The sequence below is a fragment of the Fibrobacter sp. UWP2 genome, from assembly GCF_900141705.1.
Lineage (GTDB): Bacteria > Fibrobacterota > Fibrobacteria > Fibrobacterales > Fibrobacteraceae > Fibrobacter.
The window spans coordinates 65,802-87,190 of the sequence record NZ_FQYM01000010.1 but is presented as its reverse complement, the minus strand read 5'-3'; the positions used below and the strand labels follow the sequence as shown (position 1 = coordinate 87,190).

At 56.1% G+C, this 21,389-nt stretch carries 17 protein-coding genes; 8 read left to right on the top strand and 9 right to left on the bottom strand.

Annotated elements, in window-relative coordinates; genetic code table 11:
- Positions 1-277 precede the first annotated feature (277 nt).
- The 6 genes from BUB55_RS06885 to ahcY all read left to right on the top strand — a co-directional run bounded on the left by BUB55_RS06885 (position 278) and on the right by ahcY (position 8,844).
- On the top strand, positions 278-1,747 hold the full coding sequence (locus BUB55_RS06885; RefSeq protein ID WP_073189400.1) for an anthranilate synthase component I family protein: 1,470 nt from the start codon (positions 278-280) through the stop codon (positions 1,745-1,747).
- Position 1,748: 1 nt separating this feature from the next.
- Positions 1,749-3,344, top strand: coding sequence for a bifunctional anthranilate synthase component II/anthranilate phosphoribosyltransferase (locus BUB55_RS06880; RefSeq protein WP_073189399.1), 1,596 nt, complete (start codon positions 1,749-1,751; stop codon positions 3,342-3,344).
- A 65-nt stretch (positions 3,345-3,409) separates the two neighbouring features.
- Positions 3,410-4,921, top strand: a complete 1,512-nt coding sequence (locus tag BUB55_RS06875) for a bifunctional indole-3-glycerol phosphate synthase/phosphoribosylanthranilate isomerase (RefSeq protein WP_073189397.1) — start codon at positions 3,410-3,412, stop codon at positions 4,919-4,921.
- 196 nt (positions 4,922-5,117) lie between these two features.
- Positions 5,118-6,404 (top strand): tryptophan synthase subunit beta, encoded by a 1,287-nt coding sequence (gene trpB, locus BUB55_RS06870; protein WP_073189395.1) that lies wholly within the window; start codon positions 5,118-5,120, stop codon positions 6,402-6,404.
- An 89-nt stretch (positions 6,405-6,493) separates the two neighbouring features.
- Positions 6,494-7,282 (top strand): tryptophan synthase subunit alpha, encoded by a 789-nt coding sequence (gene trpA, locus BUB55_RS06865; protein WP_234971834.1) that lies wholly within the window; start codon positions 6,494-6,496, stop codon positions 7,280-7,282.
- Between the two features lie 101 nt (positions 7,283-7,383).
- Positions 7,384-8,844, top strand: a complete 1,461-nt coding sequence (ahcY, locus tag BUB55_RS06860; protein WP_073189393.1) for an adenosylhomocysteinase — start codon at positions 7,384-7,386, stop codon at positions 8,842-8,844.
- A gap of 180 nt (positions 8,845-9,024) precedes the next feature.
- On the opposite strand, the gene BUB55_RS06855 is transcribed toward ahcY, so the two are convergent.
- Complete coding sequence (locus BUB55_RS06855) at positions 9,025-9,975, bottom strand: hypothetical protein (protein ID WP_073189392.1); 951 nt, start codon at positions 9,973-9,975, stop codon at positions 9,025-9,027.
- A 79-nt stretch (positions 9,976-10,054) separates the two neighbouring features.
- On the opposite strand from BUB55_RS06855, the gene murJ reads away from it, so the two are divergent.
- Positions 10,055-11,647: a murein biosynthesis integral membrane protein MurJ gene (murJ, locus tag BUB55_RS06850; protein ID WP_073189390.1), complete on the top strand. Its 1,593-nt coding sequence runs from the start codon at positions 10,055-10,057 to the stop codon at positions 11,645-11,647.
- Here murJ and BUB55_RS06845 read toward each other — a convergent pair whose 3' ends face one another.
- From BUB55_RS06845 to BUB55_RS06820, 6 genes are all read right to left on the bottom strand, one after another.
- Positions 11,648-12,082, bottom strand: a complete 435-nt coding sequence (locus tag BUB55_RS06845) for a hypothetical protein (protein ID WP_073189388.1) — start codon at positions 12,080-12,082, stop codon at positions 11,648-11,650.
- Positions 12,083-12,146: 64 nt separating this feature from the next.
- Positions 12,147-13,580: a glycosyl hydrolase family 5 gene (locus BUB55_RS06840; RefSeq protein WP_073189386.1), complete on the bottom strand. Its 1,434-nt coding sequence runs from the start codon at positions 13,578-13,580 to the stop codon at positions 12,147-12,149.
- 9 nt (positions 13,581-13,589) lie between these two features.
- Positions 13,590-15,218: a hypothetical protein gene (locus BUB55_RS06835; protein ID WP_073189384.1), complete on the bottom strand. Its 1,629-nt coding sequence runs from the start codon at positions 15,216-15,218 to the stop codon at positions 13,590-13,592.
- Between the two features lie 198 nt (positions 15,219-15,416).
- Positions 15,417-16,442 (bottom strand): phosphoribosylformylglycinamidine cyclo-ligase, encoded by a 1,026-nt coding sequence (gene purM / locus BUB55_RS06830; protein WP_073189420.1) that lies wholly within the window; start codon positions 16,440-16,442, stop codon positions 15,417-15,419.
- Between the two features lie 42 nt (positions 16,443-16,484).
- The gene (locus BUB55_RS06825) at positions 16,485-17,288 is read right to left on the bottom strand and encodes a cyclic nucleotide-binding domain-containing protein (RefSeq protein WP_073189382.1); all 804 of its coding nucleotides are present in this window, start codon (positions 17,286-17,288) and stop codon (positions 16,485-16,487) included.
- A 4-nt stretch (positions 17,289-17,292) separates the two neighbouring features.
- The gene (locus tag BUB55_RS06820) at positions 17,293-18,471 is read right to left on the bottom strand and encodes an ABC transporter substrate-binding protein (protein ID WP_159431938.1); all 1,179 of its coding nucleotides are present in this window, start codon (positions 18,469-18,471) and stop codon (positions 17,293-17,295) included.
- Positions 18,472-18,548: 77 nt separating this feature from the next.
- On the opposite strand from BUB55_RS06820, the gene BUB55_RS06815 reads away from it, so the two are divergent.
- Positions 18,549-19,415, top strand: a complete 867-nt coding sequence (locus BUB55_RS06815) for a hypothetical protein (RefSeq protein WP_073189379.1) — start codon at positions 18,549-18,551, stop codon at positions 19,413-19,415.
- Between the two features lie 56 nt (positions 19,416-19,471).
- Here the strand turns inward: BUB55_RS06815 and BUB55_RS06810 are convergent, their stop codons facing one another.
- Positions 19,472-20,113 (bottom strand): NYN domain-containing protein, encoded by a 642-nt coding sequence (locus tag BUB55_RS06810; protein WP_073189377.1) that lies wholly within the window; start codon positions 20,111-20,113, stop codon positions 19,472-19,474.
- Positions 20,114-20,198: 85 nt separating this feature from the next.
- Positions 20,199-21,134, bottom strand: a complete 936-nt coding sequence (locus BUB55_RS06805; RefSeq protein WP_234971833.1) for a tetratricopeptide repeat protein — start codon at positions 21,132-21,134, stop codon at positions 20,199-20,201.
- Between the last annotated feature and the right edge of the window lie 255 nt (positions 21,135-21,389).

The following is a 21,389-nucleotide window of genomic DNA, read 5'->3' as shown; positions in this document are numbered from 1 at the left end:
TTCACTTTTTTAAGGGCGACCCCTTGCCGATATTTTTCCGCTTTGGTATTTTTGGAGCTATGAAGAATTTTACGACAAGTGCAACCCTTAACCGTCGTTGGTGGCGCGGACTCTGACATAGAGCCCGGTATTTGTCGCAAATCACCCAAGATTTTAAGCAAAGGCTTCCGGACTCACGGAGGCCTTTCTCTTTTACCAAAATCGTTGAAATCCTCCGGGAAAAAAAAGCCTTTGTCCACAAAAACACTAGGAAAAGGATTTAAAACCAGAGGATAAAATGACCAACACATCAAAGTCGCCGAACAAACCGGCCAACCACATCACCCAACAGCCTGGCTACGAGCCGCGTACTGACAGCATTTACGTGGCACTCCCGGGCGAACGTTACACCCCGTTTTCGCTCGGCAAGAAGCTCGGTGCGAAGGCTATCTTCGAATCGGCAAGCTTCTCGCACGGCCGTAGCCGCTACTCTACCTTGATGGTGGACGAAGGCTTCCGTCTGCGCCAGAACGAGAAGGACGTGAGCATCATCATCGACGGCAAGGAAAGCACCTTCCTCAAGGAAGGCGAAGGTGACATTCTCGACGCCCTCACGCTGATCTCTGCCGAAAATACGGTGCCGCCCAACCAGATTCCTATTCCTTCTTCGGGCGTGGGCTACCTCGGTTACGAATTCTGTGCCCGCTGCGATACCATCCGCCTCGCCCCGCAGGTGGACGAACTCAACATTCCCGAAGCTGAATTCCTGGTGGGACACATCTACATCGTGTTCGACCACTTTACCGAAAAGCTTCACCTGTTCGCCCTGAACTACGAAGAACACCAGATTGATTTGAAGGCCGCCATCGAAAAGGTGAAGGCCCGCCTCGCCGACCTCGACTTCAGCTACCTCGCCCCGGAACAGCAGTACGGCAAGGGCATTACGATGACCGACCTGGAACAGTCCCGCAAGGAATACGTGGAAAAGGTCGAAGCATTGCAGAAGCATATCATCGCCGGCAACATTGTGCAGGCGGTACCTTCTCGCCGCATCCAGTTTGCAAGCGACATCGCGGCGCTCGACATTTACCGCCGTCTCCGCACGGTGAACCCGTCTCCGTACATGTTCTTCCTTGATTACGGTACGCACCAGTTTATCGGTGCCTCGCCCGAGAGCCTCGTACGCGTGCGTGAAGGCATTGCAACGATTCACCCGATTGCAGGTACCCGCCGCCGCGGCAAGGACGATGCCGAAGATGAAGCCCTGATGAAGAACCTGAAGGGCGACCCGAAGGAACGCGCCGAACACCTGATGCTCGTGGACTTGGCCCGTAACGATCTCGGCCGCGTCTGCGAAGCCGGCACGGTGGAAACGACCAAGTACATGGAATGCGAAAAGTTCAGCCACGTGATTCACCTGGTCTCTGACGTGCAGGGTAAGGTTTCCAAGACCAAGAAGGCGATTGAAGTGCTGCGCTCCAGCTTCCCAGCCGGTACGGTGAGCGGCGCCCCGAAAATCAGCGCGATTGAAATCCTTTCGGGCCTCGAAAAGGTCAAGCGCCGCTTCTATGCGGGTGCGGTTGGCTACATGGAATCGGATGGCGACTTGGATTTCTGCATCGCCATCCGTTGCTGCTTAAAGCAGGGTAAGACCATCAGCCTTCAGGCCGGTGGTGGCATTGTCGCGGCCAGCAACGCCGACCGCGAATTTGAAGAAACGAATGAAAAATTGGGTGCCATCCGCGCCGTGCTCGAAGGAGAAAACTAAGATGATCGTCATTATCGACAACTACGACTCTTTTACTTACAACGTCTATCAGGCGTTGGCAAAAATCACTAACGAAGAAATCCGCGTGCTCCGTAGCCGCGAATGCACCGTCGCCGACATCGAAAAGCTGAACCCGAGCCGCCTTATTGTGAGCCCGGGTCCGGGCCGCCCCGAAGACGCGGGCGTCTCCGTGGAAGCCATCAAGCACTTTGCGGGCAAGCTCCCGATTCTCGGTGTGTGCCTCGGTCACCAGGCTATCGGTTATGCCTTCGGCGCAAAGATTGTGCAGGCCAAGTTCATCAAGCACGGCATCGCCGAAGAAATCGACCTGGACGGCAAGGGACTCTTCCGCACCATCGGCAAGAAGAACATCTTCACGCGTTACCACAGCCTGGTCGTTGACGAAGCGACGCTTTCCCCGGATTTCGAAGTGACCGCCCGCGCTACCGACGGCGACATCATGGGCATTCGCCACAAGACACTCCCCATTGAAGGCGTGCAGTTCCACCCGGAATCCATTGCCAGCGGACGCGCCGACGAATTCTTCAAGGCTTTCCTCAACTACCGTCGCGAACCGCTTGACGTGCGTGGAATCTTGAACACGCTTACCGAAGGCAAGGACTTGAGCCGCGAAACCGCCGAAATGTTCATGGAAGACTTGACTGACGGCATCATGGACGAACGCCAGATGGCCGCAATCCTGACGGCACTTTCCAGCAAGGGCCCTGTTGCCGATGAAATCGCCGGCTGCGCGAAGGTACTCAGCAGCAAGAAGCGCAAGTTCCCCTACAGCGGCGACGAACTCACCGACATCGTGGGTACCGGTGGCGACGGCAAGGGAAGCTTCAACGTGAGCTCGCTCTCCGGCCTGATTGCTGCCAGCTGTGGCGCAAAAATTGCAAAGCACGGCAACCGCGCGGTTTCCAGTAAGTCCGGCGCCGCCGACTTCTATACGGCTGCAGGCTTCAAGCTCGACATGACTCCGGACAAGGCTGCGAGCGTCATCAACAAGACGAACTTCGTGTTCCTCATGGCTCCGGTCTACCACAGTGCCATGCGCTTTGCCGGCCCGGTTCGCGGCGTTCTCGGCGTGAAGACCATCATGAACCTGCTTGGCCCCCTCACGAACCCGGCCGAAGCCAAGTACCTGATGCTCGGCGTCTATAGCACGACCGTGCTGGAACCGTTCACCAAGGCGGCGAAGGCCCTCGGCGCGAAGCGCGTGATGGTCGCCATCAGTGACGACGGCTACGACGAAATTTCGCCCTGCGTGCCGACGACCATCGCCGAAATTCTGGAAGATGGCGAGTACAAGACTTACCGCATCGATCCCAAGGACTTCGGCATTCCCTCCGTGGATCCCGAAGACCTCGCCGGCGGTACGGGCGTCGACAACTTCAATCTCGCTCTCGACGTGCTGAACGGCAAGGGCCGCCCGGGCATCAAGTACGCTTGCGCCCTGAACGCCGGTGCCGCCCTCTACATCAGCAAGAAGGCCGCCAGCATCAAGGAAGGCTTCGACAAGGCCATGAAGGCGATGGAAGACGGCTCCGTTCTGAAGAAGATTGAGGAAGTCAAGGTGGCGACGAATAGCTAAAAGAACAATAATGGATGTCATGCCCGCGCAGGCGGGCATCACCTTTCATTTTGAAGTACAGAAACATGAGCGAAGATATTCTTTCAAAAATCGTGCGCATGCGCAAGGCCGACATCGAACGGCTGGGTCTGAATTTCGGCATCGATATTCCGGAAAAACGCCGCGTCGGCCACACGGAATTTCTCAGTAATGCGGGAGCCATTCTGGAAGTCAAGCGCGCATCGCCATCGAAGGGCGATATCGCTCCGGACTTGGACCCGGTTGGGCTCGCGACGACTTACGCCGAAGCGCATGCCCAGGCGGTTTCGGTGCTGACCGAAAGCAATTTCTTCAAAGGCTCGCTCCGCGACTTGATTGCGGTTGCAGACCTGATGGAAAAGCGCCGTCAGCAGGGGCTACACACCTGCGCCGTTCTCCGCAAGGACTTCTTGCTGTACGAAGACGAAATCGATATCGCCTACCGTTGCGGCGCCGATGCCGTTCTTTTGATTGCGCGCATCCTGGACGACGAACAGCTCGTGAAGATGGCAAAGCGTGCGCAGTCTTTTGACATGCAGGCGTTCGTGGAAGTCCGCGAAACCGACGACTTCCGCAAACTGAAAATCGTGACGGAAGCCCTTAGCAATGCCGCGGCAAAGACGATTGTCGCTGGCGTCAACTCGCGCGACCTCGCCACATTCCACACCGACCCGCTGGTCCCTGCAAGCGTCCGCAGCAAGCTCCCGGCGAAGGCCGTCTTTGAATCGGGCATCCACACGCCGGCCGACGCCGACTATGCGCGCAGCCTCGGCTTTACGGGAATCCTGGTGGGCGAAGCCGTCGCGAAGAACCCGCCACTCGCGAAGGATGTCGTCAGCGCCTTCGAAAGCGGATGCGAAAACGCAAAAGGCAGGTTCTGGAAAAAGTTTGCGGAACGTCGCGATGCCCTCCGCATCTCTCACGCGAGCCGTCCGCTCATAAAAATCTGCGGCATCACCCGTGAAGAAGATGGCTTGCTCGCTGCCGAACTCGGCGCCGACATGCTCGGTTTCGTATTCAGCACCACAAAGCGCCTCACGAACGAAAACTTCGTGCGCGGTTTTGCCACGAAAATTCGCGCGGACCGCTCGCCCGAAAACATCCCACTCCTCGTCGGCGTCATTACCGACCCAAATTCTCCCGAAGGGCAAACTGCCATCAGGCTCGCGCATGAAGGCGTTCTCGATGCCGTACAGTTCCACGGAACCGCGCCGTCAGCCGCCGACACCACCCTCGCCCACTACTGCGCGGCCCGCATAGGCGATGCCTCCGACTTCGAGCAGGTTGCCAGCCTCCGCAAGAACGGAGAGCCGCGCGTCATGCTAGATGCGAAAGTCGAAGGCATTCCCGGCGGTACGGGCAAGACTATCCCCGAATCGCTCCTGCACGAAAAAGCGGGAGACATCCCGCTATGGCTTGCGGGCGGTATCACGCCCGAGAATGTCACCGCAATTTGCGAGAAGTTCCAACCCGAACTCGTTGACGTTTCGAGCGGCGTCGAAGACACGCCCGGAATCAAGAGCACAGAAAAACTACGGAGACTGTTCGCAAAAAAATAAACACACCCCTTGCCAAATCGTTAGAGCCTTCCTACATTTTGACCATGATGTTGAATAGTGCAATTCACAACAACCAGTGGTGGTGGGGCTCTCTAACGTAAGAGTCCGTTTTCGCTGATTTCAACAAATAGTTTTGATAAAGGCTTTCGGACTCCCGAAGGCCTTTAATTTTTTACCCTCAACCCATGAACCTCTTATGAACACTACATCTGACAACGGTTTCTTTAACAAGTTCGGCGGCAAGTATGTTGCCGAAATCATCCGCCGCCCCCTAGACGACCTGGAAGCGGCATTCAGCAAGTACATGAATGACCCGGATTTCCTCGAGGAATTGCGCGTCATCCAGCGCGACTACATTGGCCGCGAGACGCCGCTATACTACGCCCCCACGGCAACCAAGCTCTTGGGCGGTGCTCAGATTTACATCAAGCTCGAGGGTCTTGCAAACACGGGCGCCCACAAGATCAACAACGCCATCGGGCAGTGCCTACTCGCCAAGAAGATGGGCAAGACCCGCATCATCGCGGAGACGGGAGCAGGTCAACATGGCCTTGCCACTGCAGCCGCCTGCGCCAAGCTCGGTCTCGAATGCGTCGTGTACATGGGTGAAGTCGACGTGCGTCGCCAGCAGCCGAACGTGGCGACCATGGAACTCTACGGAGCAAAAGTCGTGCCGGTCACGAGCGGGAGCCGCACTTTGAAGGATGCCGTGAACGAAGCCATGCGCGACTGGGCCACAAACTTCGCAACAACACACTACGTGCTCGGATCCGCACTCGGACCAGCCCCGTTCCCGGATATCGTTCGCACCTTCCAGTCCATCATCGGGCAGGAAGTCAAGCGCCAAGCTGCTGAACGCAACATCGACATCGCTGCAGTTGTCGCATGCGTCGGCGGCGGAAGCAATTCCATCGGCATCTTCACGCCGTTCATCAACGATGCGAACGTGCGCCTGATTGGTGCAGAAGCGGGCGGCATCGGCCCGAACGTGGGCGAAAATGCTAGCCGCATGACAGGCAACGCCAGCCGCGAAGGCATTGTGCAGGGCTACAAAAGTCGCTTCCTCATCGACGAAGACGGGCAATCCATGCCTACCCGCTCCATCTCGGCGGGCCTCGACTACATGGGTATCGGCCCGCAGTTGGCCGCCCTCGGCGAGAGTGGTCGCGTAGAATTCACGAGCATCCTCGACAAGGAAGCCCTGGAAGCGGTGAGCTTCTTCGCGAAAAACGAAGGCATTTTGTTTGCGCTCGAAAGCGCCCACGCAGGTGCCGCCGCCATGAAGATTGCAAAAGAACTCCCGGAAGACAAGGCGCTCGTCATCAACATGAGCGGCCGCGGCGACAAGGACGTGTTCATCACGAGCCCCGTGTTCCGTCCCGAAAAGTGGAAGGAATTCCTCCGTGCCGAACTCAAGCGCCTCGAAGCCAACCAAGACATCCACGACGCGGAGACAATGCAATGTGCAGTGAGGAATGTGTAGTGTGTAATCTCACACTCCACACCTCGCACCTCAAAGGGACAAAGGCCCGACCTCAAACCTCAACCCACATTCCACATTAAACATCCCATATGATTATGAACGCTCCTATCCGCTTAATGTCTCACCTGGTTGCCGGATTCCCCGACGGCGAGACCTCCATCAAAGTCGCAAACGCCCTCGTAAAGGGCGGCGCCTCCATCCTCGAAATCCAGCTTGCCTTCAGCGACCCGAGCGCCGACGGCCCCGCCATCCAGACGGCTTCGACCATCGCACTCGAAAACGGCTACTCCACCAAGAAGGGTTTCGAAACCATCAAGAAAATCCACGAGCAAAATCCAGATGTGCCCATCTACGTGATGACCTACGGAAGCCTAGCCTTCACTCCTGGCGTCGAGAACTTCGTGAAGACCGCAAAGGAAGCGGGAATCTCCGGCTGCATCATCCCGGATCTGCCTTTCGATTGCGACGAGGGCCTCACCGCCGCTTGCGAAAAGTACGGCCTCGTGAACATCCCGGTGGCAGCCCCATCCATGACCAAGGACCGATTAGAGGCCATGGCCGCCAAAAAGTTCCCGTACATCTACGCGGCACTCCGAGCGGGCATCACGGGCTCCGAGACCACCATCGACCAATCCACTCTCGACTTCCTCGACACAGTGGGCCGCCACGGCTCCAAAATTTTGGGCGGGTTCGGCATCCGCACGGGCGAGCAAGCCAAGGTGCTCTGCAAACACGTGCACGCGGTGGTCGCGGGTTCCGTATTCGTGAACATCCTCCTGAACGCGAGCAAAAGCCCGTCGGCCCAAGGCGGCAACATCGATTTTGCACCCGCCATCGACCAGATTGAGGCCAAAGCAAAAGAACTCTCGGGGTTGTAGAGCAACTTGTTCTATGCAAATAACTATATTTATGCATAGAACTATGGGTTGTCTCATTATACCGCAGGGCAATTATATGCCCTCAGCCCCAAGAGGACAAAATGGAATACAAAATTAAGGATATCAACCTTGCGATTGAAGGCCGCAAGGAACTCGACCTCGCCGAAACCGAAATGCCGGGCCTCATGGCTCTCCGCAAAGAATATGCAGGCAAGAAGCCGCTCGCTGGCGCCCGCATCATGGGTAGCCTCCACATGACCGTGCAGACCGCCATTTTGATTGAAACGCTCGTGGACCTCGGTGCCGACGTGCGCTGGGTGAGCTGCAACATCTTCAGCACGCAGGACAACGCTGCCGCCGCCGTCGTGGTCGGCAAGAAGGGCACCGTGGAAAATCCGCAGGGCGTGCCCGTGTTCGCCTGGAAGGGCGAAACGCTTGAAGAATACTGGGAAAACACCGCCCGCGCCCTCGTGTGGCCCGACGGCAAGACCGCCGACCTCATCGTGGATGACGGTGGCGACGCTACCATGCTCGTGACCTGCGGCGCCGAATTCGAAGATGCCGGCAAGGTGCCCGAATTCAACCCCGCTACCGACAGCGAAGAATGGGGCGTGTTCCTCGCCACCTGCCGTAAGATTTTCGAGAAGGACCCGAAGCAGTGGACCCGCGCTCGCGAAGCTCTCCGCGGCGTTTCCGAAGAAACCACCACCGGCGTGCATCGCCTTTACCAGATGGCCCAGGCAGGCCGCCTCAAGTTCCCGGCAATCAACGTGAACGATTCCGTGACCAAGTCCAAGTTCGACAACCTCTACGGCTGCCGCCACTCCCTCATCGACGGCATCAACCGCGCCACCGACGTGATGATGGCAGGCAAGACTGCTGTGGTTTGCGGCTACGGCGACGTGGGTAAGGGTTGCGCACAGTCCCTGCGCGGTCAGGGCGCCCGCGTGATCATAACCGAAATCGACCCGATTTGCGCGCTCCAGGCCGCCATGGAAGGCTACGAAGTCAAGACCCTCGACGAAGTCGTGAGCATGGCCGACATCTTCGTGACCACCACCGGCAACACCGGCATCATCAGCGCCGCCCAGATGAGCAAGATGAAGCACCGCGCCATCGTGGGTAACATCGGCCACTTCGACAATGAAATCGACATGGCCGGCCTCAAGAAGATTCCGGGCATCAAGCGTAACGAAATCAAGCCGCAGTACGACGAATGGATTTTCCCCGACGGCCACAGCATCCTCGTGCTCGCCGAAGGCCGCTTGCTGAACCTCGGCTGCGCCACTGGTCACCCGAGCTTCGTGATGAGTGCAAGCTTCACGAACCAGACCATCGCACAGATCGACCTCTGGCTCAACGCACAGGGCAAGCAGACTGTCGCCGGCATCAAGTACGAAAGCGGCGTCGTCTATACGCTCCCGAAGATCCTCGACGAAAAGGTCGCACGCCTCCACCTCGAAAAACTCGGCGTCCACCTCACCCGCCTCACGCAGGCCCAGGCCGACTACATCGGCGTGCCGGTCGAAGGCCCGTACAAGGCGGATCACTATCGGTACTAATCACGAGTGACATCCTGAGCGGAGGCGTACTGCGCCGAAGTCGAAGGATCTCCTTAAAAAAATTTCCCCGTGCAAATTAAAATGCGCGGGGATTTTTATGAATTGTTATTTCGCAAGTTCCTTCTTAGGAGCCGTCGGCTTTATACCAGCCACTCAGCTATAAAAATCGTCTACTGGCGATTAGTAGTTAATCGCAATGTAGAAGCTGCCGGCGCCAAAGCGCTGGTCAAATCCTCTGAAGCGGTTCCACAGGGCGTCCCAGGCGCCGCCCAGTTCCAGCTGCACGGCGGAATTGCGGAAAAAGATGACGCCCAGTTCAGCGCCACCGGCAAGGCCATAGCACACATAGTTGTCGTTGGTAAAGTGGTCGTCCCATTGCAATCCAAGGCCAAAGCCCGCCCCCACAAAAGGCGTAATCGCGCCGGTGCTAAAAAAGAACCGACCGCCAATGAGGAAGGTTTCGTGCCACTGGAATTCGTCGCCAAAAGAGATATCCATATTGTTGATGATGGTGATGGCGGCTTGCGGGATTACCTCGAAAATCCTCCCGTAATGGAACACAAAACCCTTGTCCCAATCCAGCTTGGGGTTACCCACCTTGTCTTCCCAGTTGTGCCAAACAGCCATGCCGAGGCCATAGCTCACGTAGTTGCGGGTGGGGCGCTTGTGCGCAAAGTTGTCGTTGGGGTCTTCGCTCGACTGCGCGGACACCACATACACCACCTCGGGATTAGACGCCTCGTAGGCCGGGGCATAGGCGGCAGAGCCCTGGGGCACATCGCTTGCGGCGAGGTTTGCAAGCGCCACGGCCACGGCGCCTTCAATGGCTACGTCCAAGTTGTCGATGGATTCGGACTTTTGCTTGCCCGAGCCCACAACCGCACCGTCCTTAATTTGTTCGCAAACCACCACGAACGAGCTGCCCATAGTCATCACGTTGGTGCGGAGCTGCACATCGCCCGCGCCCTCCACGGGAGTATTGCCCGTGGCGCTTACCGCCGCCCGCACAATGGACTGCACCATTTGCGGAGCGTCTGTAGAGAACTCGGCGCCGGTGGGGGCCAATACCTGAACGTTGGCAGCCAGGGTAGCGGCAGCCGCAAAGAGGAGCGTGGCGATAATCTTCTTCATGCTTCAAAATATACAATGTTCGTGGCGGCAAACGCAATACCCGCCACAACGGCAAACGCAAATAAAGTATTTTTTAGGCATGAACAAAGCCGCCATCATCGTTGCTGTATCCATGCTCCTGAGCCGCGTGCTCGGGATTTTCCGTGAAATGCTTTTGGCGCATGCGGCGGGCGTCTCGCTCGAAAAGAACGCTCTAGACCTCGCGTTCATGATTCCGGACATTCTGAACCATGTGGTGAGTACAGGATTCCTCTCGATTATCTTCATCCCGATTTTCACGGGCTACAAGGTGGCTGGCGACGAGAAGGGCGGATGGAAGTTCTTCAGCAACGTGCTGAACACGTTCGGCATCGCGCTTTTGATTCTCGTAGTGCCCGCGTTCATCTGGATGAAGGAACTTTTGCAGCTGTTGACGGTCGACGGCGCCACGCCGGAACTTATCGAGCGCGCCACGTACTATGGCCGCATCATCTTGCCCGGCCAGGTGTTCATCTTCGTGGGAAGTATCCTCGTGGCCGTGCAGCACACCCGCAAGCAGTTCCTTATTCCCTCGCTCACGGGCCTCATCTACAACGTGGCGATTGTCGGCGGCGGTGCGGCCGGGCTCGCGCTCGGTAAGTACACCGGCACGGACTTCGGCCTCGAAGGCTTCGCCTGGGGCGTGCCGGTGGGCGCCTTCATCGGGTTCTTCGCGCTCCAGATTTTCGGCGCACGGCGTGGCGGCGTGCATTACGAGCTGCTGGTACAGCCGACCCATCCCGATATCGTTCGCTACTTCAAGATGATGCTCCCGATGTCGCTTGGCGTGGGTTCCATGTTCGGGCTGGAATTCATCATCCGTAGTTTCGGCGCGAACTTCGGTACAGGCGGTATCTCGAGCCTCAACTACGCCTACCGCGTGATGTACACGCTGGTGGCGGTCTTCGGGTTCTCCGTAAGCGTCACGAGCTACCCCGACATGGCGCGCCTCGTAAAAGAAGGCAACTTCGTAAGCCTCAACCAGAAAATCTGGAAGAGCCTCTCGCGCATGTTCTGCATCTTGATTCCGGCGGTCATCACCGTGTGGGCGCTGAGCTTCCCCGCCGTGCGCATCCTCTTCGAGCGCGGCGCCTTCCAGCGCGAGACTACCGAAGCCATTTCCGAAATACTCCGCTGGTATTTGCCCGTAAGCCTTGGGCTCTGCCTGCAGGCGGTGCTCGTACGCAGCTTCTACGCCTGCGAACGCATGTGGGTGCCCACGCTCCTCAACACCGGCATCTTCGCCGCGACTATTCCCGCGTACATCGTGCTCGGCGCCCCCGAAGTGGGTCTCGGCATCAAGAGCGTACCCATCATCGGTGCCACGGGCGCCATCCTGCAAGTGCTCTCGATGATATTCATGTGGGCGAAGAAGAACGGCACCGACGGCATGAAGGAAGCGCTTCTCAACATGTTCCGTGCGCTCGTCGCCTTCGGAATCATGATTGCAGTAGCCATCGGGCTCGACCACGTTTCTGGCGAGTTCGTGCGCAACGCAAGCCTTGTCGTGCTGATTGTATACGCCTGCGCCGCGGGCATCGGGCTGTTTACGCTCACGCTGATTATCCAGCGCTACCTCGGCAGCAAAGATGCAAAGGATATCTTGAACGAATTGCTCGGAAAAGTTCTCCGCAAACTGCACCTCGCAAGATAATCATTTACTCATATCGATGTTAACCGTATCGGGTTTCATGTGGGCTTCGTCTTTCGGGGGCATAGCCGACTCCGGAATTTCCGTAGAATATTCCGTCATGTCATCGTCTTTAAATCCGTTATACGTCCACTTGATAAAGCCAACGGTCCCGCCAACCACGGCGCCCGCCACGAAACCCACGGCCGCGACGCCTACACCAATCCAGACCGTCTTTCCAAGGTCTTCCTCGAACTGCTGCTCCTGCTCCGTCATATCGTCCTCATCCTTGTCCGACGAAGCTGCACCGGCCGCGACGAACACGACCATCCCGGGAACCGCGAGCGACGTTCCCGTATTCACAGCATAACGAACCACGGGATTCGGGTTCCTGCTCACGGCGCACCCGACAAGCGAGAATGCAAGTAAAATGCATATGATTGACTTCAGGAACTTCACGCCCCAAATATATAGAAAAAGCCTCGCGAACTTTCGCGGGGCTTTCGTACAAGCTTAAAGCAGATTATTTCACATCGCAACCGGCGCTCGGATTTACCCAGCCCTCTTCCGGGGGAGCCTCGCCCGCCTTCCAGCAATGGAGCGTGTCGAGCACGTCGCCTTCCTTGACCGTTGACCAGTCTTCCAGTTTCTTGATGTTGGTTTCGTTAGTGGTGTTGATTCGGCTCGAGTAATGATCGATCAAGTACTGCGGGCATTCCACTTCTTCGATGTAGTAGGTCGGATTGTCGGCAGCCATGTACCAGTCGGCAAACCAGTGGCAACCGCGCAAGAGGTTCGGGAGCCCGGCGTCAGCGAAAGCAGCATCGCACATATCCTTAACGCAGGTCTGGTAACAATCCAGGGAGCCCTCGGTGCCGCAGTTGGTGTTTTTCTGGCATTCCGTAAGGAACCCGCCAAAACCAGCACCCCAGTTAAAGCCAGCGCCCTTGTTCACCTGAGTAGAGAGCGCATCGAAGGCGCCCACGCCGCCACCCGGCACCATCAAGTCGAACTGGCCAGCAGGCAATTTGTCGTTACCCCCAGCGACATCCCCACCGATATTGGAGGCCATCACCACCAGGTGCTTACCCTTAAGTGCCTTATGGGTCGCCTTGGGCGGGTTGTTTTCCATCTCGTTCGCGAAGTGGCCATCGTACTGCAAGTGATAGCACTTGCCGCACTTGCTATCGGCAGTGCCCGCAACGTATGCATAAGAAAGTGTATCGTTCACGGCAATCGGCGCCATATCCGTGCAGGTAAACACGCCTTTTTCCTTGACCTTGGTGCAAGCGCTGTTCGTGCCTTCGTAACCGAACCAGGACTTCGATACGTTGCCCAAGGTAAAGGTCGGGACTTCCACATCATGGATGTTGCAGTTACGTGCAGTGCCAAAGGTGGAAAGATAGGCCTCATTGGAAGACATGCTTGCACGAGTCTTATCGTTCTCGCTTTCCGCATACCAGGAGCAGTGCGGCTTGCAGGCGTCCCAGTAGCGGGTATTCCAGCCGCGCGGGGCCGTGGCGCTAATGTCCTTGGTATATTCGGCCGGAGGCGGGCCGTAAGAGTCAATAGTCGGGAATCCTTTCTCGTCGAGTTCCGGTTCCGTATTCACGGAGCTGCTGGAAATTTCGGGAACCACGTCGGCACTGGAGCCCGGAATCACCGAGCCGCTTGAAAGCATCACCGCGGCGCTAGAAGTCGGGTCGTTCGGATTCGCCGAAGAACCGGGATTCACCGTACCGCTCGAGCCGGGATTCACGGAACCACTGGAACCCGGAACCGCATTGCTCGAAGCAGGCGTTGCCTCGGACGAACTAATCGGGTTATCAACCACACCCGTACCCGGGTTATTGCCCACCGGATCGGTGGCCTTGTCCAAAGTAGAGTCGTCGCCGCAAGCGCAAACCATGGCGACCGCACTGGCCGCAAGCATCGACTTGAACAGTTTACGTTTCATAGCACCTCGTTACGGGTCACAACCAGGACCGCCATTGGGATCACGCGGATTAACGCCGTCCCTCCAACAATGGAGCGTGTCCAAAGCATCGCCCTTCTTGTACGTGGACCAATCGGCCTGCTGCTTATAGTTATTTTCCTTCGATGTGTTAATAGTCGTTGTATAATGATCTATCAAGTATTGCGGGCATTCCACTTCTTCCCAGTTGTAGGTCGGGTTGTCTGCGGCCATATACCATTCGGCAAACCAGTGGCAACCGCGCAACAGGTTCGGCCAATCCTTGAACACTTCGTCACACTTCTTGATGACGCACTGCTGGTAGGCTTCCACGGTGTTGTCCCAACCGAGGCTGCTCTGACATTCCGTAAGGAATCCGCCACTATTTGCACCGAGGCCGCTAGCAGGCACGCCAATCTGGGTAGAGAGCGCGTTGAACGCACCCACGCCACCGCCCGGCACAAGCATGTCGTACTGGCCCGCTTCCACATCGTAACCGATGTTGGAAGCCATCACAATCATGTGCTTGCCCTTGAGTGCCTTGTGGGTTTCCTTCACGTCATTCGCGTGGTTGCCGCCGTTGAACTGCAAGTGGAAACACTTGCCGCAACCACCGCCGAACTGCGCGCCCGGAGCCGCAACGTAACCATAAGAAAGATTTTCTGTCACCTGAATCGGGGCCATGTCCGTACATGTGAACGAACCCGTTGCATCACCTTTCGTACATGCGCTCGGTGTACCTTCATAACCTAAATAGTATATGCTTACATTACTTGAAAGAACAAATGTTGGAATTTCCACATCATGCACATTGCAGTTCCTTGCAGTCATTCTGCCGGCAATATATGCTTCTTCCGATGAAGCATCTACATTTTCACGAATGGAGCAGTGCGGCTTGCAAGCATCCCAGTAGCGGCTGCTCCAGCCCGTCTTTCCGTTGCTCAGAATATCCTTGGTGTATTCAGCCGGAGGATCGCCGTAAGATTCAAGAGTCGGGAAACCGTTCTCGTCAAGGTCCGGATCCTTGCTGCTGGAACTCTCGGGAACCACGTCGGCGCTAGAGCCCGGAACTACCGAGCCGCTGGAACCCGGATTCACTGCGGCACTCGATGTCGGGTCGGTCGGATTCGTCGACGAACCGGGATTCACCGCACCGCTCGAGTTTGGATTAACAGCAGCACTCGAACCGGGAACAGCGGCGCTGGACTGCGGAGCAGCAGACTCGCTGCTCTTGACGACTTCGCCGGTATTCGGGTCGATCGACGCATTCTTATTACAGAAAATCTGTGCCGACATGTTGACGTCGACATACGGGCCCTCGGCATCCATGATATGGCCAACTCCGTCTTCCGACAAAGTGAAGTATAATCCCTCGACGACCTTGCCATCCTTGTCGTAAATAGAACCGGCACCCGTCTGCGAAGTCGCCTGGTCGATAACCCAGTATTCGCCGATGCCCAGATCGAAAATCCAACCGTCCTTGAACACCATGTATCCGGCACAGGGACTGTTGGGCTGGCTACCGCTATCCACGGAATTCGTCGCGGGAGTGTCGCTGCCCGAACCGGAATCGTCACCGCAGGCACAAATCATCGCCACGGCGCCCATAGCCAACATAACCTTAAAAAGCCTGTTCTTCATAAGTCTCCTTGTATTTCATCTAACCCTAAAAATAAATTTATGTATCCTCAACCGCACGAAAAAAAGATAATTGGAACATCGAAGTGTTCACAAATCGTGCCCGCGCGTGTTGCAACTCACGTTTTTTATGCAAAAAAAAGCTCCACTAACGTGGAAGCCTTTTTTGAGTTACTAGTAATTGCCGCGTAGCGGCCCTCATTAGTCCCTGAACTTCACCTGCTTGGTGCCGGCGACGACTTCGCCGATCTGCACCCACTTCTCGCCCTTGGCTTCGAGGTGAGCAACGACTTCGGCCTTGTCGGCGGGGTCAATGAACACGAGCATGCCCATGCCCATGTTGAAGGTATTGTACATCTCGTCCTTCTCCACGGAGCCAGCCTGCTGGATGAGCTTGAAGATCATCGGCGGGTCCCACGTGGTGCGGTCGATAATCACGTCCACATTGTCCGGGAGAATACGCGGGATGTTACCCTGGTAGCCCGAACCCGTGATGTGGGCGAGGCCCTGGATAATCTTCTTGTTGCAGAGGTCGATGAGGCTCGGGTAGTAGCTCCTGTGCGGCGTCGCGAGCGCTTCGCCAATAGTCTTGTCCATGCCATCGACCAGCGTATCGACCTTGTAGCCCGCCACATCGAACAACACTTTACGAGCAAGCGAATAGCCGTTCGTGTGAAGACCTGTAGAAGGGAGACCGAGGATGATGGTACCCGGCTTAATCTTCTTACCGTCGATGATGTTTTCGCGTTCCACCACGCCGACGATGGTGCCCGAAATATCGTAGTCGCCCGGACCGTAGAAGCCCGGCATTTCAGCCGTTTCGCCACCGATCAAAACGAGGTCGTTTTCGCGGCAAGCCTTGGCCATACCGGCAACCAGCTTGTCCATAACGCCCGGTTCCAGGCGTCCGGTAGCCACGTAGTCCAAGAAGAACAGCGGACGTGCGCCCTGCACCAGGATGTCGTCACAGCAGTGGTTCACGATGTCCTGGCCCGGCAGTTCGTGGGTGCCCATTTCGATATCGACCTTGAGCTTGGTGCCCACGCCATCCACGGAGCTCACGAGGACGGGGTCCTTCATGCCCAGGTGATTCAGCGTAAAGAGGCCGCCAAAATTGCCGACGTCGCCGAGGACGCCTGCGTTAAAGGTGGTACGTACGGATTTCTTGACACCGACCATTGCTTCGTCGGCACGGGCCAAGGACACTCCTGCGTCTGCGTAATTCATCTTTTTTCCTTTGCCGCTTATTGTGCGGCACATTGTTGAGCCCTATTTTTTCTGGGCGCCTTGTTTTTCATCAATATTTCTGAGAGCATCCAAGATGAGGCTCGTCGTATCGGCCTGCTGGTTGATGTTCACCACCTCGGGCATCAAGTGGGTGTCCAACTTGAACAGCGAGTCGTCGCCCCACGAGAGAATCTTCTCGAGGGCATCCGGACCTGCCAGTTTGCCACACTTGGCACAGCAGATACGGCCTTCACGGAATGCCACAAAACCGCGTTCGCCGTGAGATTCACAAACCACGGTACCGGTGATGCGGCTCTTTTCCATTGTCTGGGCAAAATCGATAAACGGAAGCACCTTGCCGCTCGCCAAAAGGGAGAGACGCTGGAATTCGTCAAACGCCTGGTTCTTCACGCGAAGGTTGTCGGCAACCACCTTGTACAGGTACACCATGATGTTCGGGTTCTTGTCGAGGAACTTCACGAACTCGGCCTTCGGGATCTGCAACACCGTGCAGCCTTCGTCGTCGGCAATGATAGTATTGCTGGTGAGCTCGTTACAAAGAATGGACATCTCGGCAAAGCAAGCGCCGCTCTCGATGTAGGCGAGCACATTGTAATGACCGTCGGGCAAAAACTGACCGCACACGCGGGCACGACCACTCTGCATCACGCAAAAACAGTCGCCCTCGACACCACCTTGAATAATCACTTCGCCGGCATCGTACTCGCGAATCTGCGCATTCAACAGTAAAAAGTCGGCACAATCCCTAGGCACCTGTTGCAAAAAAGGCACTCTAGATTCATAAGTCGAGGCAATCCAATCACCAATTCCAGTAGGAGCTTTCATAATGTTAGAAATTATAAATATTTCTATACCATTTGTAAGCGGGCTTTGGCGAATTGACACCATTATCAGCCCCTATCTCCTGATACAAGCACCGGTTCATGTTTTCCAACAGCTCAGCAGGTCGAGCCACAGCCCCCTCGTAAAAATCGTTGCCGTCGCCAGGGCCCTTAATCCCGTCATTTTGGCACACGCGTTTTTCCCTGAACGCCTTGATGTTCGCGACACGCGGCTCCGCAGCCAATATTTCGTCGGGCTTCGAGAACATTCCCGGATTCACCCACACGTCGGCACTGTCGGCAAGGGCAAGCACCTCCTCGAGCGACAGGCGCAACTCGCGGGTCGTGTCACCTGCCCACAGGTAAAGGCCTCCCGCATCTTGGATTAGGGTCGCGGTAAAACTTTTGCCCCCGGGTGCGTACCACACGCCACCATAGGCCATCCCGGCCAAAACACGCGGACGCTTTTTCTTTTTTGGTGGAGCGCGGCGTATATAAGTCTTGGCGTAATGAACCGTCTCTGCCTTAAAAATCGAGTCCGCACGGCGCACCATCGCCCCGTCCCCTTCGTCGAGCATCATTCCGAACAACTTAATCCACTCTGCCTTGGCAAGCGGGTTCTGTTCTTGCCACTCCGAGGTAAGGATCAGCGGGAGTCCCAATTTTTGCAGGTGTTCGTAATCGTCTTTGCCGCCGCCGGTCGCAAAGGTCATCACCATGTCGGGCTTGAGGTCCGCCACCTTCTCGAGCGAAAGCGCAGGACCGTTCCCCACCTCGGCGACCTTGCCGTACAGGCTGCTGTCGACCACGTACTTGCCCTCGCCCACACCCACAATGCGGTCCGCAGCTCCGAGCCTTGCCATGTAGCCAATTTGAGCCGACGAGAGCACCACCGCCCGCTTGACGGGCTTCTCAAACACAATCTCCTTGACCAGAGTATCCCCACCCACAATCGACATGATCTGGGCGGCGGGCTTGCCGCATGCCGTCCCCAAACGAAAAAGCTTGCTATACTGGACTGCCTTGAACTGCCCGTCGTCACTACACGAGGGAGTTTCCTCACCCGAGCCACAAGCACCCAAAAAACATGCCGGCACACACAAAAGCGCCGCCAAAACGCAAAACAGCCCCAACCTGGACCCCAGGAACGGGCGCAAAAATGTTCGTAAACTGTTGATTTTTAACATCTTATGAATTTTTCCCCTGCACATTTCCCAAAGATAATGTATTTTATACATCGGAATTTCCTTATTGGGAGTCTTGTATGAAGACAAAAATAGCTTTCTTGGCCGCATTGGCATGCGTCCTCACATTTGCAACGAGCGCCTCCGCCGAGAGCGACAACGGTTTTTACGAAAAAGACCACGTTCGCGGATTCATTTCCATTGGCGGCGACTACCGCGGCATGTTCAGTGAATTCCAAAAATATGTGAACCAGACCGCTTTCGTTAACGGTGCCCACAGGTCCACCCCCGCAGGGGACTCGGTCGAGCAGGATTACGTTGGCACCCTCAAGTACTCCAAGTTCGAAGACTACTTCATTGGCCTGCACGTCAACATGGGTGCCCAGTACAAGCAGTTCCTGACCTGGTTCGATATCAACTTCATGCCTACCCAGACTTCGAAGCGTCCGAGCGCAACCTACGCCACCGTCTCCGAGGACGGTTCCGACACCCAAAAGTTCCCGCTGTACGATGTCCGCTGGTTCACCTACGGCGCCGACTGGATGTTCGGTTGGAAGCTCTTTGGCGAGAACACCATCATCAACCTGATTCCCGCCGTCGGTATCGGCTTCAACCTCATCAACTTCCACTTTGCCTCCAGCTTCGACATAGAAAGCATTGATAAACCGGGTACCTACGCCACTCTCCGCGACCGCTACTACAGCACCATGGCCTCCTCGGTCAACGCAGAACTGGAACTCCGTCTTGAATTCGGCCCGATCGGCATTGGCGCCTACGGCGGCTACCGTTACGTGCGCTACAACGAACTCAACGTCGAAGGCAACAGGCTCGAAACCGCCTACAACATGTACGACACGGACAATGTGGGCGACACATGGTTCATTGGCCTCCGCCTTACCTGGATCTTCCGCAGCGACTGGCAAAAGAAGCAGGACGACAAGCTTTAATCCAAGCGTTTTTAACAAAGACGGCTTGCCAGGTGCAAGCCGTTTTTTTGTTGCCTCTAGGCCGTTTGCCTAAATCCCGTTGGCGCTTTTTCAAAGAGCCCTACCTCGCCCGGGTCCACCGGCGGGTGGGCGTTCGCCACCTGCTCCATGGCCACGTAGTAGTCGCATTTTTCCCGCAATCCCTCGTCCGTCTTCCAGCAAATCCAGCGGTCGTCCTTGGGGTAGGCAAAGTTCCAGCCCAGCACCAGCGTGCGCACCCCGCAGCAGCGGAGCATCTCGGGGAAAGGCGAATACTGCGCCTGCGTACTGAGCAGCACAGCCACGTCAAAATGCCCGTAAGAGGCAAACATCATGGCGTCGTCCATGAGGCCGATGTTCGGCGTATGACGCCCCAGAGTCGCCGTCTCGGCATAGTGGATGTTGAAGCCCACATGGCGCAGCTCGCGCTCAAAGCCCACAATCCCGTTCCCTCTCCTGTATTTGGACTTCCGGTACGGATGATAGTAGTGGCACTCCATAACCACGCCGCTACGCTCTTGCGCGAACAGCTTTACGGCTTCGCGGCGCGTCCAGCTCTTGAGCCCGCGAAAGTTCAAGCGCGTGTGGTAAGGGTGGAACTGGCGGTAATATTCGTTCACCTTCTTTAAGGTGAAGCCGTCTATAAAGAAGGCGATGCGAAGGACTTTTTTAGTAGGCATATAAACTCCGTTTTTAAGGTGTCTATTCCTTAAAACGGATTTTTGCCCAGGATTGTTCCTAAAAAAATTTAGGGTTCTTCAAAAATTACAATAGTTTACGTTTTTTGAGATCATCCATCAAGGAACCGGGCATCCAGCTCTCGATGGCCCTGTACTTGGGGTCGTCCAGCTTGGCGCGCTGTTCGGCGGCCTTGTCCTTTTTGCCGGCGTCATGGTAAATGCGAATGAGGTTCAGCACCGAGCACCAGTAACGAATGGACGCGCCCTTGCGCTTCATATAATCGGCTGCGCTCTTCTCGTAAATATCGGCGGCCTCATCGTAACGCTTGAGGCGGTAAAGCATGTCGGCCTTGATCTGGAGCATCACCGGGTGGTTGGGCGCCTTGGCAAGCCCGCGCTCGGCAAGTTTAAGACCTGTATTGAAGTCCTCCTTGTCGTAGTGCATCCAAATTAACGGCGTCAAAAAAAGGGGCCAAAAGCGAGTTGATTTTTTGGAGGCACTGTCGAGCACCGCCAGGTACTCTTCGCGGTGGTCCGACTTAAACGGCACCCAGCTAAAACTCTTGTCCACATAGTAGGCATAAATGGCGTAAAAGGCGCGGGCCTCCTGGTCCTTGGAATCCTCGAACATCTTGGCGGCAGATCGCGTTTTGAGCGCTCCCGACACGGAGTGCCCCGTTTCACTTTGTACGTAACCCAATTCGAACTTGCGAAGCGCGTCCCACATGCCCTCAGACTTGCATTTTTCCAACTGCTTGCCCGCGGTAAACAGGGCGGCCGTATCGCCGAGGTCATCGTAAATGCTAATGCGCACAATGTTCTCGAGAACGCAACCCGCCCCCTCGTTATGGCTCCGCAACGTTTTTGCCGTCGCCATCGCGTCGCCATACTTGAGCGCCATCGTCTGGGCGGTCGCCTTCGAAACGAGTTGCGAAAGCGAATCGGGCAGCGCAAGCGTGAGGTTTTCGGCAAAGGCGAAACCCGACAGCATAAGCGATATCAACAAAAAACGACACAGCATGATGGTCAAAGATACAAAAACAAGGGGCTTTTGATAATCCAAAATGGAATAAAAGGACGCCAACATCGCCCAGTGCCAAAATTTGACTCAAACCAGACGTTCAAATTATTGACCCTCAACAAGTTACACATTCATCACAAAACGTTCGTGAGCCCAATAACGGCGCGGGATTGCAAGCATTCCGGAAGTTTCAAAAATGGGGTATGATTTTTATCACTTGCCTTGCAAAAGGGGCAAAAAGTATAATGTGTTTAA

Bases quoted from the DNA above. Each gene is read 5' to 3' on its own strand.
- BUB55_RS06885 (WP_073189400.1), top strand. From the start codon at position 278: ATGACCAACACATCAAAGTCGCCGAACAAACCGGCCAACCACATCACC.
- BUB55_RS06880 (WP_073189399.1), top strand. From the start codon at position 1,749: ATGATCGTCATTATCGACAACTACGACTCTTTTACTTACAACGTCTAT.
- BUB55_RS06875 (WP_073189397.1), top strand. From the start codon at position 3,410: ATGAGCGAAGATATTCTTTCAAAAATCGTGCGCATGCGCAAGGCCGAC.
- trpB (WP_073189395.1), top strand. From the start codon at position 5,118: ATGAACACTACATCTGACAACGGTTTCTTTAACAAGTTCGGCGGCAAG.
- trpA (WP_234971834.1), top strand. From the start codon at position 6,494: ATGATTATGAACGCTCCTATCCGCTTAATGTCTCACCTGGTTGCCGGA.
- ahcY (WP_073189393.1), top strand. From the start codon at position 7,384: ATGGAATACAAAATTAAGGATATCAACCTTGCGATTGAAGGCCGCAAG.
- BUB55_RS06855 (WP_073189392.1), bottom strand. From the start codon at position 9,975: ATGAAGAAGATTATCGCCACGCTCCTCTTTGCGGCTGCCGCTACCCTG.
- murJ (WP_073189390.1), top strand. From the start codon at position 10,055: ATGAACAAAGCCGCCATCATCGTTGCTGTATCCATGCTCCTGAGCCGC.
- BUB55_RS06840 (WP_073189386.1), bottom strand. From the start codon at position 13,580: ATGAAACGTAAACTGTTCAAGTCGATGCTTGCGGCCAGTGCGGTCGCC.
- BUB55_RS06835 (WP_073189384.1), bottom strand. From the start codon at position 15,218: ATGAAGAACAGGCTTTTTAAGGTTATGTTGGCTATGGGCGCCGTGGCG.
- purM (WP_073189420.1), bottom strand. From the start codon at position 16,442: ATGAATTACGCAGACGCAGGAGTGTCCTTGGCCCGTGCCGACGAAGCA.
- BUB55_RS06825 (WP_073189382.1), bottom strand. From the start codon at position 17,288: ATGAAAGCTCCTACTGGAATTGGTGATTGGATTGCCTCGACTTATGAA.
- BUB55_RS06820 (WP_159431938.1), bottom strand. From the start codon at position 18,471: ATGTTAAAAATCAACAGTTTACGAACATTTTTGCGCCCGTTCCTGGGG.
- BUB55_RS06815 (WP_073189379.1), top strand. From the start codon at position 18,549: ATGAAGACAAAAATAGCTTTCTTGGCCGCATTGGCATGCGTCCTCACA.
- BUB55_RS06810 (WP_073189377.1), bottom strand. From the start codon at position 20,113: ATGCCTACTAAAAAAGTCCTTCGCATCGCCTTCTTTATAGACGGCTTC.
- BUB55_RS06805 (WP_234971833.1), bottom strand. From the start codon at position 21,134: ATGCTGTGTCGTTTTTTGTTGATATCGCTTATGCTGTCGGGTTTCGCC.